This window comes from Erysipelothrix sp. HDW6C, assembly GCF_011299615.1.
Classification (GTDB): domain Bacteria; phylum Bacillota_I; class Bacilli_A; order Erysipelotrichales; family Erysipelotrichaceae; genus Erysipelothrix.
Genome location: NZ_CP049861.1, coordinates 1,427,152 through 1,442,856, shown reverse-complemented (window position 1 = coordinate 1,442,856; position 15,705 = coordinate 1,427,152). Strand labels below are relative to the sequence as shown.

Below are 15,705 nucleotides of genomic sequence, written 5' to 3'. Positions count from 1 at the left end.
ACCTCCTAGAGACTCCAGTAAACGAAGTCATTTGCATATTTTGAATAAATGCTCTTAATGTCAAATAAAATTTTTAATTCTGATCTGAACATTTTATCGAGTGTTTCTTTTGAAACATCTAAGTATTCATTGTGAGCAACAGCTGCAACCACAACATCAACATTTTTAATTTCCTCAAACTTCACAAGATCGATTCCGTATTCGTGTTTGACTTCAGAAGCATCTGCCTCAGCATCACAAACAACAACTTCAACCCCATACTCGTTCAATGCCTCAACAATATCAATGATACGCGTATTCCGTACATCGGGGGTATTTTCCTTGAATGTCAGCCCCATAATTGCGACACGGGGATGTTTCATATCAATGTGATTTTTTACCATTGTTTTGATAATATTATCGGCAACATACTCACCCATTTGATCGTTAATTTTACGTCCAGAAAGAATAATCTCAGAATGATAGCCAACTTGTGCTGCTTTATGTGTAAGGTAATATGGATCAATTCCAATACAGTGTCCACCAACTAATCCGGGTGTGAACTTCAAGAAATTCCACTTTGTTCCCGCAGCTTCGAGTACATCATTTGTATTAATGTCTAATTTGTTGAAAATTTTTGAAAGTTCATTCATAAACGCAATATTGATATCACGTTGCGAGTTTTCGATTACTTTAGCAGCTTCAGCAACTTTTATGCTTTGAGCACGATGAACGCCTGCGTCTACAACAAGCTCATAAACTTTTGCAATTGTATCTAACGACTCTTCATCACACCCCGAAACTACTTTAACAATATTTTCCAACGTATGAACCTTATCGCCGGGATTGATTCGTTCTGGTGAATACCCAACCTTAAAATCAACACCGCATTTTAAGCCAGATAAATCTTCCAAAATTGGAACGCAAATTTCTTCTGTAACTCCTGGATACACTGTTGACTCAAAAACAACATACGACCCTTTTGTTAAGTTACGACCTACGATTTCAGAGGCACCAATCAAAGGTGAAAGATCTGGGGTTTTACTTTCTGTGAGTGGTGTTGGCACTGCAACGATATGAAATTTCGCATCTCGCAGTTTTGTTTCATCACTGGTAAACTGCACAGTAGTATTCTTAATGACATCATCGCCAACTTCTTTGGTTGGATCAATGCCATTTAGGTATGTCTCAATTTTTGCTTTATTCAAGTCAAAACCAATAACATTTGCTTTTTTTGCAAATGCAACAGCAATTGGCATCCCAACATATCCTAATCCGACAAGAGAAATACTCTCAGTACGGTCTATAATTTTATCAATCATGGTCTATCTCCTTTATGAGTTCTAAATATTCTTTAACAATTAATTTGCGGTCAAAATGTTCTTCAACCCACCTACGCGATTCATCACCCATTTCATGATTCATAACGAGTGGTAAGTCAAGAAATTTATTCAATGCGTGTTGGATACTTTCTGAAGATTTTGCTTCAAAGAGAAACCCATTTACACCCTCATTAACAATTTCTTTACACCCTGGGATATTTGAGGCAAGTAGCGGACGCGCACATGCAGCGGCCTCTAACAAGACATTTGACATTCCCTCATGATGTGATGGATTAATAAGTGCATGGGAAGTGAGTAAATAGTCACTGATATTCGTCTTATATCCATGCATCACAATTTTACCATTTGACTTTTCGATGGCACCTTCTACAAAATCATGAAGATTTTGATCATACATTCCAACAACATGGAGTGTAAAATCCGTCCGTTCCATCTCATTTATAGCCTCCATCAGTTCAATAATACCTTTGCTCTCCATCAAACGTCCAACAAATAGTATGTGTTTGTGAGAATCTTCAGGATATGGTAGAGACTGAAATTTTTCTAGGTTCACACCGGATCCAGGCAAAATTGAAAAAGGGCCATTTAATATTTCTAATTTTTGAAACACTTCAAGGTTTTGATCATTTTGAAAGAATACATGACGCGCTTTCTTCAGTGAAGAACGGTACATTGTAGCAATTATTTTGCGCATGATTCCATCGGTTTCAAAACTCGTTCCCAAACCTGTTATATTTGCAATACTAGGAATATTCAACCGCTGCGCTGCTTTTGAAGCATAAATGTTAGGTTTAATTGTATAGGTAACAACAAGATCAATCCCATTTGCTTTAAATAGTTTCTTTAACTGCCGATATAGTTTGAAATCCTCGATTGGATTCATGCCCCGACGACTTAATGAAATATCAATGACTTGAAAGCCATTGTTCTCAAATGTCTCGGCATACTCATCTCGCGGATAGAAAATAATGACATCGTGACCGGCGTCTTTAATACCTTGTAAAACTTCCAATCGAAAATTGAAGAGACCCAAACCAAAATTTGCAACTACTGCTATTTTCATAATTTCCTCACAGGAGTACCAACATACACACCGGGTGATGCAATCGCAGCAACTATCGTGCTATTAGCACCAATGACAACATCAGAACAAATAGATTGTCCTTGAATAATCACAGCACCCGTTCCAACCCACACACGATCACCGATTACATTTGCTCCACAGACAGTTGCTCCAGGGCAAACATGAACACAATCGCCTAAGTTACAGTCATGATCAACGACTGCATTCGTATTAACAATTGTTCCCATACCGAGTGTGGCAGCTGCATTAACAATTGCTCCGGCAACAATAACACACCCTTTTGCAATTGATGCAAATTGCGATACAACCGCATTGGGATCAATAAGTGAAATAATATTCATTTCGGATTCAATTAATGATTTCAAGATAGATATTCGTACTGCATTATCACCAATAGCTACAAATACATCCCCTTCAATTTTCGAAAAATCGCTTGTATCTCCAATTATTGGATAGCCAAGGACATCGCGAATATCTTTGCGATCATCAAGAAACGAAAATGAATCCCATTTTTTCATACGTAGTGCTGTTTCAAGGCATACTTTACCATGGCCACCAGCACCAATTATCGTTAAACTATTTTTTTTCATGAGCATCCCCCATAAAACGTTCCATTGTTACATGATTAGTTTGAGAAACACCCTCACGTTTGAATACTGAAGCAAATGTTTGGAAGAATATTTTCACATCTGATGTAAACCGGATGTTTTCAACATACTCAATGTCCAATTTGAATTTCTCTTCCCAAGATATCGCATTGCGACCATTAACTTGTGCCAATCCAGTCAACCCAGGCAATACATTCTGACGCTTTAATTGTTCTTCAGAATACAAATCCAAGTATTCAACCAACAACGGTCGTGGACCAACAAGTGACATATTCCCTATGAGTATATTGAACAACTCGGGCAATTCATCCAAACTGGTTGAGCGCAAGAAACGGCCAAATTTTGTAAGTCTGATTGAATCGTCCAAAAGCACTCCATTTTCATCCTTCGCATCTGTCATCGAGCGAAATTTGTACATCGTGAATATTTTACTATTTTTGCCAGGTCGTTGTTGTTTGAATAAAATTGGCGAACCTAACTTAACTCGTACTAACACACTTACAACAATAATGATCGGCGAGAGTAAAATAATTGAAACAAGTGCAACGACAAAATCAATTACGCGTTTAAAATAACGTTCATACAATCCCTTTTTATGCACGACCTAAAGACCCCTTTATAACCTCAATAACATAGTCTTGTTCTTCAGTAGTCATCTTTGAATCTGATGGAAGGCATAATCCTGTGTTAAAAAGCTGCTCACCAAAACCATTACCTACATAGTCAAATTCACTAAAAAATGGTTGTAAATGCATTGGTTTCCATATCGGACGCGCCTCAACATTTGCGCTGTCAAGAGCATGAATAAGTTCAACGGGTGAACCCAACTTGGGATCGAGAACCATACATGATAACCAATAATTTGGTTTTGTATTATCAAGTAGCGGCATAAAACTAACGCCTTCAATACTCGATAATGCATCTTTATATCTATTATATATTTCATTTTTCTTTGCGACACGAAGGTCAAGCACTTTAAGTTGCCCACGACCAATTCCTGCAACAACATTACTCATTCGGTAATTAAATCCGAGTTCTTTGTGTTCGTAGTGCAATTCTGGCTCACGTGATTGAGTCGCCCAGAAACGTGCCTTTTTCATTTCATCAACATCGCTAGAAACAAGCATTCCACCACCAGATGTTGTAATAATTTTATTCCCATTAAACGAATAAATTCCAAGATTTCCAAATGTACCCGTATCTTTGCCATGGTATGTAGAACCTAATGATTCTGCGGCATCTTCGATTAGCGTCACATTATAACGCTTGCAAAGTGCAACAATCTCATCCAAACGGGCGCACAAACCATATAAATGAACAATTAAAACCGCTTTTGTATTGGGGTATTTTATGAGTGCTTCTTCAAGTGCAACTGGATCCATATTCCATGATCCTTCATCACTATCAATAAATACTGGAACGGCATTTTGATATAAAATAGGATTGGCCGTTGCAGAGAAAGTCAATGACTGACAAAGAACAACGTCACCTTCAGAAACATCCGCTAGCTTAAGTGCTAAATGAATCGCTGCAGTTCCACTTGAAAGTGCAACAGCCCCTTTTGCGTGAACACGTTCTGCGAGTTCGTTTTCAAATTGATTAACGTTCTCACCGAGCGGTGCAATCCAATTTGTATCAAACGCTTCTTGAACAAATGCCAATTCATAACCTTCATCACTCATATGCGGTGAAGAAAGTAAAATTCTTTTTTCCATAATGGTCTCCTTAAAGTTTAAGTATAATTTATGTGGACACAGAAAATTTACACGATTATCTTTTACATCCCCTTGCATCACATTACGCGTGTTTGGAAAGCAAATCATGCATACCTAATTATATCACATATAAACGACCTGTAACCACGGAATTAAGCCTATAAAAACATACAAACTCTTCAAAATCGACATAATTTACGAACTGTTTTTCGAGTTTATCAGACCTAAGTAAGTAAAAAAAAACAGTATCCGACTTTGTTTCAGATACTGTTAGCTATTAATGAATTTTAGTGGATTTCATTATCCTCTGGAGTATACGTGGTAACTACAGTCTGCAGTGCCTCAATGATTTCGCCACGGTCATGTTTAGAATCAACAACATTTTTGAGAATTTCGAGTTTGTTCATGATATCTTCTTGTTCAAAAACAATTGGCTTCGCGGTGAATATCAGTTCATTTTCAGTTTTCATTAACCCCTCTTCAGCCATAAGAAGTTCCTCGTATAATTTCTCTCCTGGTCGCAATCCGGTAAACTCAATTTTAATATCAACATACGGTTTATACCCTGTTAATGTAATAATATTTTCAGCAAGATCAAGTATTTTCACCGGTTCACCCATGTCCAATACGAAGATTTCGCCCCCTTTAGCAAATGTCTCCGCTTGCAGTACAAGACTTACAGCTTCTGGGATGGTCATAAAGTAGCGCACAATATCTGGATGCGTCACTGTAACAGGACCTCCATTTTTGATTTGCTTCTTAAAGAGCGGAACAACAGAACCGTTCGATCCAAGAACATTACCAAATCGAACTGCAACAAACTTGGTATCGGTATTCTTTTGGCTTTGTAACATCATCTCAATGAATCGCTTTGTAGCACCCATGACATTGGTAGGGTTAACTGCTTTATCAGTTGAAATATTAACAAGACGTTCAACTTTGAACTTATTACAGCAATCAATTAGGTTCTTTGTACCAAAAATATTATTTTTTATAGCCTCTTGAGGCGATGTTTCCATCAACGGCACATGTTTGTGCGCAGCAGCATGGAACACTAAGTCAAAATTGTGTTGTGCAAAAATGCGCTCAAGACTGTCATATTCGCGAATGGAGGCAATATAGACATTTACCTTGATGGCATCATTAATCAGGCCTTCACGTGTTTTACGAACAATTTCTTGTTGGAGTGCGTACACACCATTCTCACTAATATCAATTAAAGTAATTTCGGTCGGTTCATGTTTCAGTATCTGGCGCACAAGTTCCGAGCCAATTGAACCTCCAGCACCTGTTACAAGTACTGATTTTCCATGGATTGATTTGCGAATTTCACTGTCATCAAGATCAATTTCCTTACGTTGGAGCAAGTCCAATATGTCAACATCCTTAAGAGAATTCTTCAGTGATGGATTTGATATTAAGACTTCTGAAGATGTTACAGTTTTAACTGGGAATCCCGTCTTATAAACCCGTGCAAGAACTTCCTTTTGTTTTTCAATGGATGCACTTGGCATCGCAACTATAATTTCATCAACCGAATGCTGATCGATGACTTTATTAAGCACTGCATGCGTACCATAGATAATGTGCCCCCTAAAAATTTCCCTTTGAGGTATGGATTATCATCAATAAAACCAATAACATAGAGATTATAATCAGGACTGTTTGTAATCTCATTTGCGATCAAAACACCAGCATTACCCGCGCCATAAATTAGCACACGTTTACTTCCCTCACGTTTAATTTTACTTCTACGGAGTGTGATTGTACGGAACATACGATATGAAAACCGCGTAATCTCTTGAAACAGCGTATTAATAAAGAAAAGCAGTACAATAATTGAGCCCGGTAATTTGGGAATTAGATTGAGATACTTGAGTGTTAACAAAATTACAGTAGCAGCAAAGTTTGCGACGAAGATTCTCAGCCCTTCATCAACGCCGATGCGATCCCAAACAGATCGATTTGTTTTCCCAATAAGGAAAGCAAAAAAGTATACAACAGTAATTACTAAGAAGAGCAACACTGTCGGTTGTTGAATTAAGTCAAACTCTACCTTGAAATCAAAACGCAAATAAACTGCAAAAATGAAGTTGAGATTTACTAAGAGCAAATCAAAAATCATTAATAGAATACCTTTATACTTTTTCATCAGTTTCTCCAATCGATATTGTATGAAATCTCTAACAATCATGTTAGTAGTTTGTTAATTATTTATGTGTTTTACTTTTAGATTAGTACATTTTTATTAATATAACTTAGCGCGTCTATATATCAAATTATAACATTATTATTCGCCATAATATACTAACATATTTAGCGGGTTAACTCAACATACTTTCAAATAGAAGATAGCTATGAGACACCCACAAATTGCACGGTCTTCAATTATTTTACTGCATATCTATCAAGCAAACAAAACAAGTCCAAAAGCAAAAAAGATGTTCGGGCTGAACATCTTTTTTTCGTCTATTTTGGAAAAGGATTCGGGCAAATCTGCCCAAGTATTACAGGAATCTTTGCTCCTGTCGCCGTTGGAACATTACTTGCCTGACCATGCAATGTTTCGTTACCAAGTATTGCGAAAGCAATTGCTTCTTTCGCATCGCTTGAGTGACCTAAATCTTCTTGTGTTACGACGTCAATACCCGGAAGCATTGAACGAAGTTCCCGCATCAAAATCGGATTGTAGGCACCGCCACCACCAACAACGACTTGGTCTATTTTGTGGTTAGGCATTACAAAACGTTTGTATGCATCAGAAATCGTATACGCGGTGAACTTTGTTAGTGTAAAAATGACATCATCCGCCTGCTCTGGGTACATTTCACAGATTCTCGCAACTACATCCTCACCAAACATTTCTCTTCCTGTGGATTTTGGTGGTTGGACATTGAGGTAAGGGTGCGAAATCAACTCATTATAGAGTGGTTCAATAACAGTCCCCTTACTTCCATATACACCGTCTTTATCATAAGGTTTTTCATAGAAATGCATCACAGCTGCATTCATCATCATGTTACCTGGACCCGTGTCAAAAGCACTCACATCATCGAGTGAGGCACCCGCTGGAATGACTGTTACGTTTCCGATTCCGCCAATATTTTGCAAGAGTACTGTTTCGGATTCTTGTCGATACAATACAAACTCAGTATATGGAACAAGCGGAGCACCATCACCGCCTGCAACCATGTCCATCATTCTAAAGTTAAATACAACTTGTGTTTGATGATCATACGCAAGATACGATGGATCCCCAATTTGGAGGGTCGAGCGGTACAGTGGTGCTTGAGCGTTTGGTAAATGGTAAATAGTTTGTCCATGAGAAGCAATATAATCAAGAGTTCCTTCGAAACCAGCTTGTTCTAAAACTTTAGAAACTGCAAGACTCCATAACTTTCCCAACTCCATGTTTAGTGATGTAATCAAATCAACGGATGATGTGTCGGGGTGACATACAGCGATTATGCGCTGTCTTAAAGCATCATCAATATCATATGAGGCAAAGTCAATTACTTCAATCTCAGTATTAACACCATAACCTGCTATTTTTACTAATACTGCATCAACACCGTCTAGTGAAGTCCCAGACATCAATCCTACTGCATATTTTTCACTCATAGTTTCCACCTCTATTGATTTTTGATTGCGTTTGAGATACGACCGTCATTTGCATCCAATAATGCAATGGCAGCTTCTTTATCGCGATTTGTTTCTTGCATGACAATGGCAGTCTTAACATGATTATCGCTTGCTTCAAGTAGATATGATGCACGATCATAATCAACATCTGTCGCCTTCATAATAATCCCTTTAGCACGTTCAACCAACTTTTCATTGCTTGTTTTTACGTCAACCATCAGGTTTCCATAGACCTTGCCATATTTGATCATCGCACCACTTGTTAAAATGTTTAAAACCATTTTCGTTGCTGAACCGGATTTCATGCGTGTTGAACCAGTTACAACTTCTTGTCCAACAACTGCTTCAATTGGAAAATCAGCAAGTTTGCCAATTTCACTATCCGCTACACAAGCGAGTGAAATTGTTTTCGCACCCAATGAACGAGCATACTTAAGGCCACCAATACAATAAGGTGTACGGCCAGAAGAGGCAATTGCACAAAGAATGTCATTCTTATTGAACTTGATACCTTCTAAATCAACAATAACTGCAGTCTCATCGTCTTCCGCAGCCTCAACAGGATGACGAAGTGCAATATCACCACCCGCAATCAAACCAACAACCGCTTCTTCACCAATCCCATAAGTTGGTAGTACTTCGGACGCATCAAGAACACCCAAGCGACCCGATGTCCCCGCTCCGATATACACAAGACGCCCACCTTTAAGAATTGTTTCATAAATGGCATCCACAGCATTTGCAATTTGCGGAATTGCAGCTTCTACCGCATCGATGACTGCTTGATCCTCTTTATTAATTAATCGTACCATTTCAATGGTACTTAACTGGTCAATATTCATCGTGTTCTTATTCTGTTGCTCAGTCCCAATTTTACTCAAATCAATTTTCATTGTTGTGCCCTCACTTTACCTACATTATAAATGGTTTGAAATGTTATTTCAAACCATTTAGGTGTTTTATGAAATATTATTGATTCTCACGGATAAGTTTCACATTTTTACGAGATTCAAGGAGTTTACTTCGCGTTTTTTCGATGTCAACTTTTGCAACACCTAGGTACAAGAGATCGGATATAGCGAACATTGAGAATCGCGAAGCAATCGAACCCAAACGGAGTTCAGACTCTTCTTTAGGGATATTAATGACATAATCAGAAAGCTTCGCAAGTTCATTGCGCCCGACTTGGGTAATCGCAATTGTCGTTACACCCTTTTCAGCAGCAAGTCTTTGAGCGATTACAATTTCATGAGTAATTCCTGAATACGAAAAAGAGATAATTACATCTTGATTGTTGGCGTGAGTTAAAGAGGACATCCCAAGGTGGAAATCATCGAAGTATAAAACCTCACGATCGATACGTACAAATTTTTGTGATAAATCGTTCGCAACGACGCTTGACCCACCAATTCCAAAAAGATAAATACGACGTGCACCACGAATTTTTTCAATTGCTTCACCAAGTATCATCGGATTGATTAACTTATAGGTGTTATCAAATGTACGATGATTAACATAGTGTGATTTCCGTATCATCGTCTCGATTGAGTCTTCTTCGTTAATTAACTTCTCAAACGATGTATCTTCCATCTCACTACGGTCTTTCGCCAATTCAACCTTTAAGTGCGTGAATCCATTATAACCAATTTTCTTAGAGAAACGGACAATCGCTGCGGCAGACGAATCTATCTCTTGAGCAAAGTGCTGTGAGGAATAATTGATGACTTTATCTTTATTCTCCAAAATATATTGCGCAATCTTCTTTTCAGTCTCAGTATAATTATTCATATTTTCTTTGATTCGGTACAAACTACTCATGGTAATACCTCCTGTTAAATTAGTTCATTTCTTCTATTCTTAACTCATTATCATAACGCTTAAAAAACGGATAGTAAATTACTGCAGAAATTACGATCAGTAATGCAATTAGAATTAGGCTACGATAGTCGCCAAGCGTTGAAATGAAGATACCAATTGGAGCCGGTAAAACCCAAGGAGAAACAATTGCTGGAACACTGACATAACCAAAAGCAAAAGCACTGTATCCAACGAGCGCACATATCAAAGGTGCCATAAAGAAAGGAAATCTGAAGTGGCGATTTTCAACAATGGGTACCCCAAAGATAACATTTTCATTGATGTTAAACCAATTTGATGTCATCACTTCACTGCCTAATGTTCTCAAATGAATGCTTTTTGCGAAATATCGCATACAAAGCGATAAGCCTAAGGTACAGCCAGAGCCACCAAGCCAAACAACCCATTGGAAAAAAGTCTCCGAACCAATGTAGAACGCAGGTTGTCCCAGCAAGACGAGGTATCCATTGACAAGCATCATATAAAACCAGAACGGACGCATGATTGTCCCAATAACAGCGACCCCATGTACCCCCATTACCCAGAAGGAACAAATGGCAAGCGTAACAATGATGACCGCCAGTGGAGAAGCGAGCGCTCTTGTGAGTGTCGCTAATACATTTCCAACCCACAGCAAACCACCATCAAATACAAAAATTAATATCAAAATAACGAAAGTCATCACTAGTACTGGCATAATACAGTTGTAATAGTCTGCAACAGCTTGCGGAACCTTTTCAAAACCCACTTTTAACGTTGCTAACTTATCTAAGAAAAAATAGATTATCGGTGAAAAAAACAACGCAACAATCGGATACTCAGTTGTAAAATTATTAGGGATATAGACTACCGCAAGAATTGCTGCAAGAAAAACTGTCGCATATTTGAGCGGCTCATTCTCTTTCTGTAGACTGAGTTGATCCGCGACTATATATGAGAAAATGAGTCCCATCATGATGCAGTAATACTGGTAAACTAAAATCAATATCACACGAATATCTTCGGATACATCCATGAATCTTTGAAATTGAACCCATACAAACAGAATCACTGCAAGAGTAATGTTTATGTAAGCAACTTTGATGATTGCTGTTTTAACAGCGTTGAAATAGCGATTTTGTTGAATCGCTGATACGATCTTTTCTAAACTCAAAATTTTTACCTCTAATCTTTATATATCATACTAAATTTTAAAAAAAGAAGGAATAGTTTCCTTCTTAATTTATGCGTACAAACTGAATAATTGTATCACGATCAATGGAATCAACCAATTCAACATAATCCGGATGAATGAATCCAAGCACGTTCGTACGAGCATCCATTGGAAAGTCACGCTTTGTTAACTGAATTTCACCACTATAACGACCTGATAGTTCATTTTCCATTGTAATTGCACCACGGACACGATAACTATTGTCCTTAATAGCAATATTAGGAATACGTGGTGTTATTAAACGAACAACATTTTCTGATAAGTCTTTTCGAACTGTAAACGTGTGATCAAACATGTCAGTGTATGGTTCATCCAAAACAACAGGAATGTGCATAATACGATCTTTCATGTAACTTTGAATGTATTGCAATGTAGACAAATGCGCCTTACTGTCACCAATAAGCACATCACTAATTTCACAGTCATGAATCAATTCAACTGCCGCAATATAGGGATTCTTTTGACGGTGTTTCTCAACAGTAGGTAATCCTTCATATAACGGAAAACGTTTGAGAAGGTCTCCTGGGACAAAAGCCATAATACGGATGTTATGCTTAAGAAATCCCTCGTTCATTTTTTTAAAATAATCAAGTGAAAGACCTGTTTCTGTTTTTGGATAAAAGTTGTGAAGCAGTGAGATACGCGAAAAGTCAACACCCGCTGCTTTCGCATCGACAATGTACTGTTCGTTAACAACACTGGCATTAAGCATTAAGTCAAAGTCATGTAATAATGTTTTGATGACATCAAAGTCATCAAAACCATAGTCAAGACGTAATACTTTAAAGCCCATTTCTTTCAGAGCCTTATAATCGTTTGCTATAACACCTAATTTTTCAAATGTAATCGGGGAAATGTCCGGTACAATTTGCAACCCTAATTCTTGGCACGTTTTAAGGAAGATTGGTAGCTCTTGATCTAATTGTGACAAGTCTTCCTCTGGAATATGAAGCGAAGTAAATAAATACTTCGCCCCAATTTCAGATGCTCTTTTTAAATAATCGTAATCAAGATCCTTAAAGTAACTTGATATCCCCAACATTAGACGTGTGTTTCCAATCCTTCAAGTTCCTCTGCTTGAGCAATTTCTTTTAGATCATTTTTTTCAATTGCTTTAACAAATGGATAGAAGACAACGAACATAAATAACCACGCTAGAAGAACATATACCGTTGCAACAACGCTACCATTGGTTGCTAAGAATGTTTTGATTGGTGCAGGGGTAATCCAAGAAATCATCAAAGCAGGAACCGGTAAGACACCTGTTAATGTTAGTATTATCGCTACAATCGCCAAAACGACATAACTTAATACAAACGGTATCATCATTAGTGGGTTTAGCATAATTGGAAGTCCAAAGATTAATGGCTCACCAATATTGAATAATGCTGCAGCAATTGAGAGTTTTCCAAGACCCTTGAGACGGGGTGACTTCGAAGTAATTAATGACAATGCGAGAGGGAATAAACCAATCCAAATATAGTTATCAATCCAAACGGATGTAAATGTATATGGAAGACCTGTCATAAGTCCTGATTGTTGGAACGCAGCCAAGTTTTCATTCGCCATTTGTCCCCAGAATGTACCAGCAACGGAGTTAACGATGTTACTTCCGTGAATACCAACAGCCCAAAGAATACGATTCAAGAGTGTTGTGATGACAACTACAAAGGGCGTATCCCCTTGTTGAACGAGTGGTGTAAAGATTCCGGCAATAACTTGTGGTAAGTTGATTGCAAGCACATGACCAAAGAACCACCAGAATAGAATTACAATTCCACTTGGAATTAGAGCAATAAAGGATTGCGATACCATTGGTGGAACGCCTTCTGGCATTTTAATAACCATTTTCTTATTAACAACAAATCGATACAATTCAACTGTAACAATCGAAATGATTAGGGCTGCAAAAACTCCAACCGCTCCTAAATATGCTGTAGGAACTCCCGTAAATGTACCTTCGATTCCATCAAGCATTGTTGTGACAGTTTGTGCTGGATTTAATAATAAGAACGATGCAACAGCAAGGATCATTGGTTGAACAATATCATTGTTCTCCCCTTTTTGTCTGTTGTAATACTCTACCAAACCATACGATGCAGTAATTACAGTATACAATGCGATGAACCCTGTACCGACCCCTGATGCTGCGGCAATTGTCCATCTAAAACTTCCTAAAAAATCAGTCCAACCCGGAATTGGAAATGATGCAACTAATAAGAATACTGAACCAATAACTAACAAACTCATGATCCCTAGTCCAGTACGTTGCATGACCTGAACATACTTCAATTGAGAAAACTTAATTAGCGGTGGCGCAATCTTCTCTTCTATAAAACGTGTTAAATTCTCCATATTTAACCCCTTTCGTGCACCTGTGAGTGCTTACATTCATAGGATACATGTATTTGAAATTAATTTCAAGCATATTAATGAATTATTGAAATAAATTTTTAATATCGTTGAAATAGTGTTGATTCTTTGCTAAAATATGGAGGTAGAAGAAAGAAGGATATACGAATGATTATTGTAAATAGTCCAATTATGCAGTCGAAGATCCAGATAATTGTTGAGGCAATCGAGAACCCCAAATTCACATTTGTGAAAAAAGATGGTATCAAACTGTATTTCGAAACTGACGCTGAAGATAAAGAAGCAGCGTGTCGCCTCGTGAAGGCAGAAATTAAGAAAGATCCCATGGCAAGCGCTATTATGTTCACTGTCAAAGCGGATGAATATATTTAAAATAAAAAAAACCGGATTTGCTATCTTCTCATTAAGGATGATTAAGCAAATTCGGTTTTTTCTAGTCAACAGAGATTCGTTGACCTGCTTCCATTTGAAGAATTAATTCTGATGCACGGTTAACCGTATCAAAATCTGGTTCCATAACATAGAGGTTCCATCCTGGCATCGAAACCGTTGAATCACTACTCGAGCCAAATCCCCTCAATTGTATTGAAAGGATTTCGAAGCCTGACATATCATCAATTTCATTCTTTATGACTTGTTTGAAATCACCCTCTGGCATACTCAACTCAAAGCTTCCCGCTACCGATCCAAGAATGCTATTGTAATTCGTTATAATTGCCGGTGACATTGCTTTTTTGAGCACTGCGGTAAGCAATGCTTGTTGATTCTTAACACGAGCATTATCTCCACCTTCAATAGAGTAGCGCTCACGAGCAAAGCTCAATGCCGCTTCCCCATCTACATAGTTATAGCCTTCAACAAACTCTCGTCCATCAAATGCGGTAAACGCTATATCAGAATAAATGTCAACACCACCCAACGCATCAACAATTTGTTCAACCGAATCAAAGTTGACACGCGCATAGAAATCAATATCAATCCCTAGCAAATTCTCCAAAGTTGATACCGATTCACCCACACCATAAATACCTGCGTGTGTTAGTTTATCGTACGCATTGAACGAAGGTAAAATCACATGATAGTCACGGGGGATACTCGTCAATAGTATTTGTTTTGTTAGCGGATTTACCGTTACAATCATATTAACATCAGAACGCGCAACTGAGGAAACAGGTCCATATGTATCGATTCCTGAAATATAAATGCTGTATGTGTCTTTTGATACATCAGTATTTCGGTCAGTCACTTTAGATTCTACAGACCACTTCACAGAATCAATAACACGGGTACTTTCATTAAAATCTGGCATTACTTCCGCAACGACTGCACGGTGTGCTTCACTTAAAAACATAACTTCAATATCACCATCAATAAGTGCGTTTGCCAATGATTCATATTGGGAAAACTCATCGATAGAAATTGAATTTTTAGTCTTTCCTTCAAACAATGAACGTGCTTTATCAATGTTTGCGCGATCCATTAGTGTATTTGCACCAAAATCGAAACCTTTGACATCATCGAAAACACGATAATCGCTATCGTTACGAACAATTACTGAAACCACATGTGTATCTTGATTTGCTCCTGCAATTGAACCAATAAAACTATCACCTTTTAGAACATAGTTTGTTCCAATAACAAGGACTAAACTTAAAAGTAAACTCAGAATTTTTCCAAAATTTAAAAATGCACCCTTCTTTGATTTCAAGAGCCAAAAACCAAATATCATAAGAATCACGAGTAAACTTCCTATAACTATTCCCATGAATTTAAAGGGCAACAAATCCAACCTGAAAATTGCAACACTGATAAACAACGTTATAATTGCTTGAATGAAAAATATGAATGATCCTTTAAAGACAAACAGTTCTTTATTTTTCTTCATTGTATT

15 protein-coding genes are annotated in these 15,705 nt (G+C 37.7%); 1 reads left to right on the top strand and 14 read right to left on the bottom strand.

Annotated features, from left to right (window positions below; translation table 11 throughout):
* Positions 1-5: 5 nt before the first annotated feature.
* The 13 genes from G7062_RS06905 to G7062_RS06845 form a co-directional block, all read right to left on the bottom strand.
* Entirely contained in the window at positions 6-1,301 is a 1,296-nt protein-coding gene (locus G7062_RS06905; RefSeq protein WP_166065178.1) for a nucleotide sugar dehydrogenase, read from the bottom strand.
* The gene (locus G7062_RS06900; protein WP_166065177.1) at positions 1,294-2,385 is read right to left on the bottom strand and encodes a glycosyltransferase family 4 protein; all 1,092 of its coding nucleotides are present in this window, start codon (positions 2,383-2,385) and stop codon (positions 1,294-1,296) included. The genes G7062_RS06905 and G7062_RS06900 overlap by 8 nt, the downstream gene beginning before the upstream one ends.
* Positions 2,382-2,996, bottom strand: coding sequence for an acetyltransferase (locus G7062_RS06895; RefSeq protein ID WP_166065176.1), 615 nt, complete (start codon positions 2,994-2,996; stop codon positions 2,382-2,384). Before G7062_RS06895 ends, G7062_RS06900 begins: the two co-directional genes overlap by 4 nt.
* Complete coding sequence (locus G7062_RS06890) at positions 2,983-3,615, bottom strand: sugar transferase (protein WP_305792286.1); 633 nt, start codon at positions 3,613-3,615, stop codon at positions 2,983-2,985. The genes G7062_RS06895 and G7062_RS06890 overlap by 14 nt, the downstream gene beginning before the upstream one ends.
* Entirely contained in the window at positions 3,608-4,729 is a 1,122-nt protein-coding gene (locus G7062_RS06885; RefSeq protein ID WP_166065175.1) for a DegT/DnrJ/EryC1/StrS aminotransferase family protein, read from the bottom strand. Before G7062_RS06885 ends, G7062_RS06890 begins: the two co-directional genes overlap by 8 nt.
* A gap of 287 nt (positions 4,730-5,016) precedes the next feature.
* Entirely contained in the window at positions 5,017-6,294 is a 1,278-nt protein-coding gene (locus G7062_RS06880) for a nucleoside-diphosphate sugar epimerase/dehydratase (protein WP_166065174.1), read from the bottom strand.
* Positions 6,249-6,881 (bottom strand): nucleoside-diphosphate sugar epimerase/dehydratase, encoded by a 633-nt coding sequence (locus tag G7062_RS06875; protein WP_166065173.1) that lies wholly within the window; start codon positions 6,879-6,881, stop codon positions 6,249-6,251. Before G7062_RS06875 ends, G7062_RS06880 begins: the two co-directional genes overlap by 46 nt.
* 317 nt (positions 6,882-7,198) lie before the next feature.
* Positions 7,199-8,350: an anhydro-N-acetylmuramic acid kinase AnmK gene (gene anmK, locus G7062_RS06870; protein ID WP_166065172.1), complete on the bottom strand. Its 1,152-nt coding sequence runs from the start codon at positions 8,348-8,350 to the stop codon at positions 7,199-7,201.
* 11 nt (positions 8,351-8,361) lie between these two features.
* Positions 8,362-9,264: an N-acetylmuramic acid 6-phosphate etherase gene (gene murQ, locus G7062_RS06865; RefSeq protein WP_166065171.1), complete on the bottom strand. Its 903-nt coding sequence runs from the start codon at positions 9,262-9,264 to the stop codon at positions 8,362-8,364.
* Between the two features lie 76 nt (positions 9,265-9,340).
* Positions 9,341-10,189, bottom strand: coding sequence for a MurR/RpiR family transcriptional regulator (locus tag G7062_RS06860; protein ID WP_166065170.1), 849 nt, complete (start codon positions 10,187-10,189; stop codon positions 9,341-9,343).
* Between the two features lie 19 nt (positions 10,190-10,208).
* A complete protein-coding gene (locus tag G7062_RS06855) occupies positions 10,209-11,381 on the bottom strand; it encodes a PTS transporter subunit EIIC (protein WP_166065169.1) in 1,173 nt (390 codons plus the stop codon).
* A gap of 64 nt (positions 11,382-11,445) precedes the next feature.
* Entirely contained in the window at positions 11,446-12,483 is a 1,038-nt protein-coding gene (locus G7062_RS06850; protein ID WP_166065168.1) for a MupG family TIM beta-alpha barrel fold protein, read from the bottom strand.
* Positions 12,483-13,796: a PTS sugar transporter subunit IIC gene (locus G7062_RS06845; RefSeq protein ID WP_166065167.1), complete on the bottom strand. Its 1,314-nt coding sequence runs from the start codon at positions 13,794-13,796 to the stop codon at positions 12,483-12,485. Before G7062_RS06845 ends, G7062_RS06850 begins: the two co-directional genes overlap by 1 nt.
* Positions 13,797-13,961: 165 nt before the next feature.
* Here G7062_RS06845 and G7062_RS06840 point away from each other — a divergent pair, with 165 nt between their 5' ends.
* Positions 13,962-14,186 (top strand): hypothetical protein, encoded by a 225-nt coding sequence (locus G7062_RS06840; protein ID WP_240915931.1) that lies wholly within the window; start codon positions 13,962-13,964, stop codon positions 14,184-14,186.
* Between the two features lie 61 nt (positions 14,187-14,247).
* Here the strand turns inward: G7062_RS06840 and G7062_RS06835 are convergent, their stop codons facing one another.
* On the bottom strand, positions 14,248-15,699 hold the full coding sequence (locus G7062_RS06835; RefSeq protein WP_166065166.1) for an LCP family protein: 1,452 nt from the start codon (positions 15,697-15,699) through the stop codon (positions 14,248-14,250).
* Positions 15,700-15,705 lie beyond the last annotated feature (6 nt).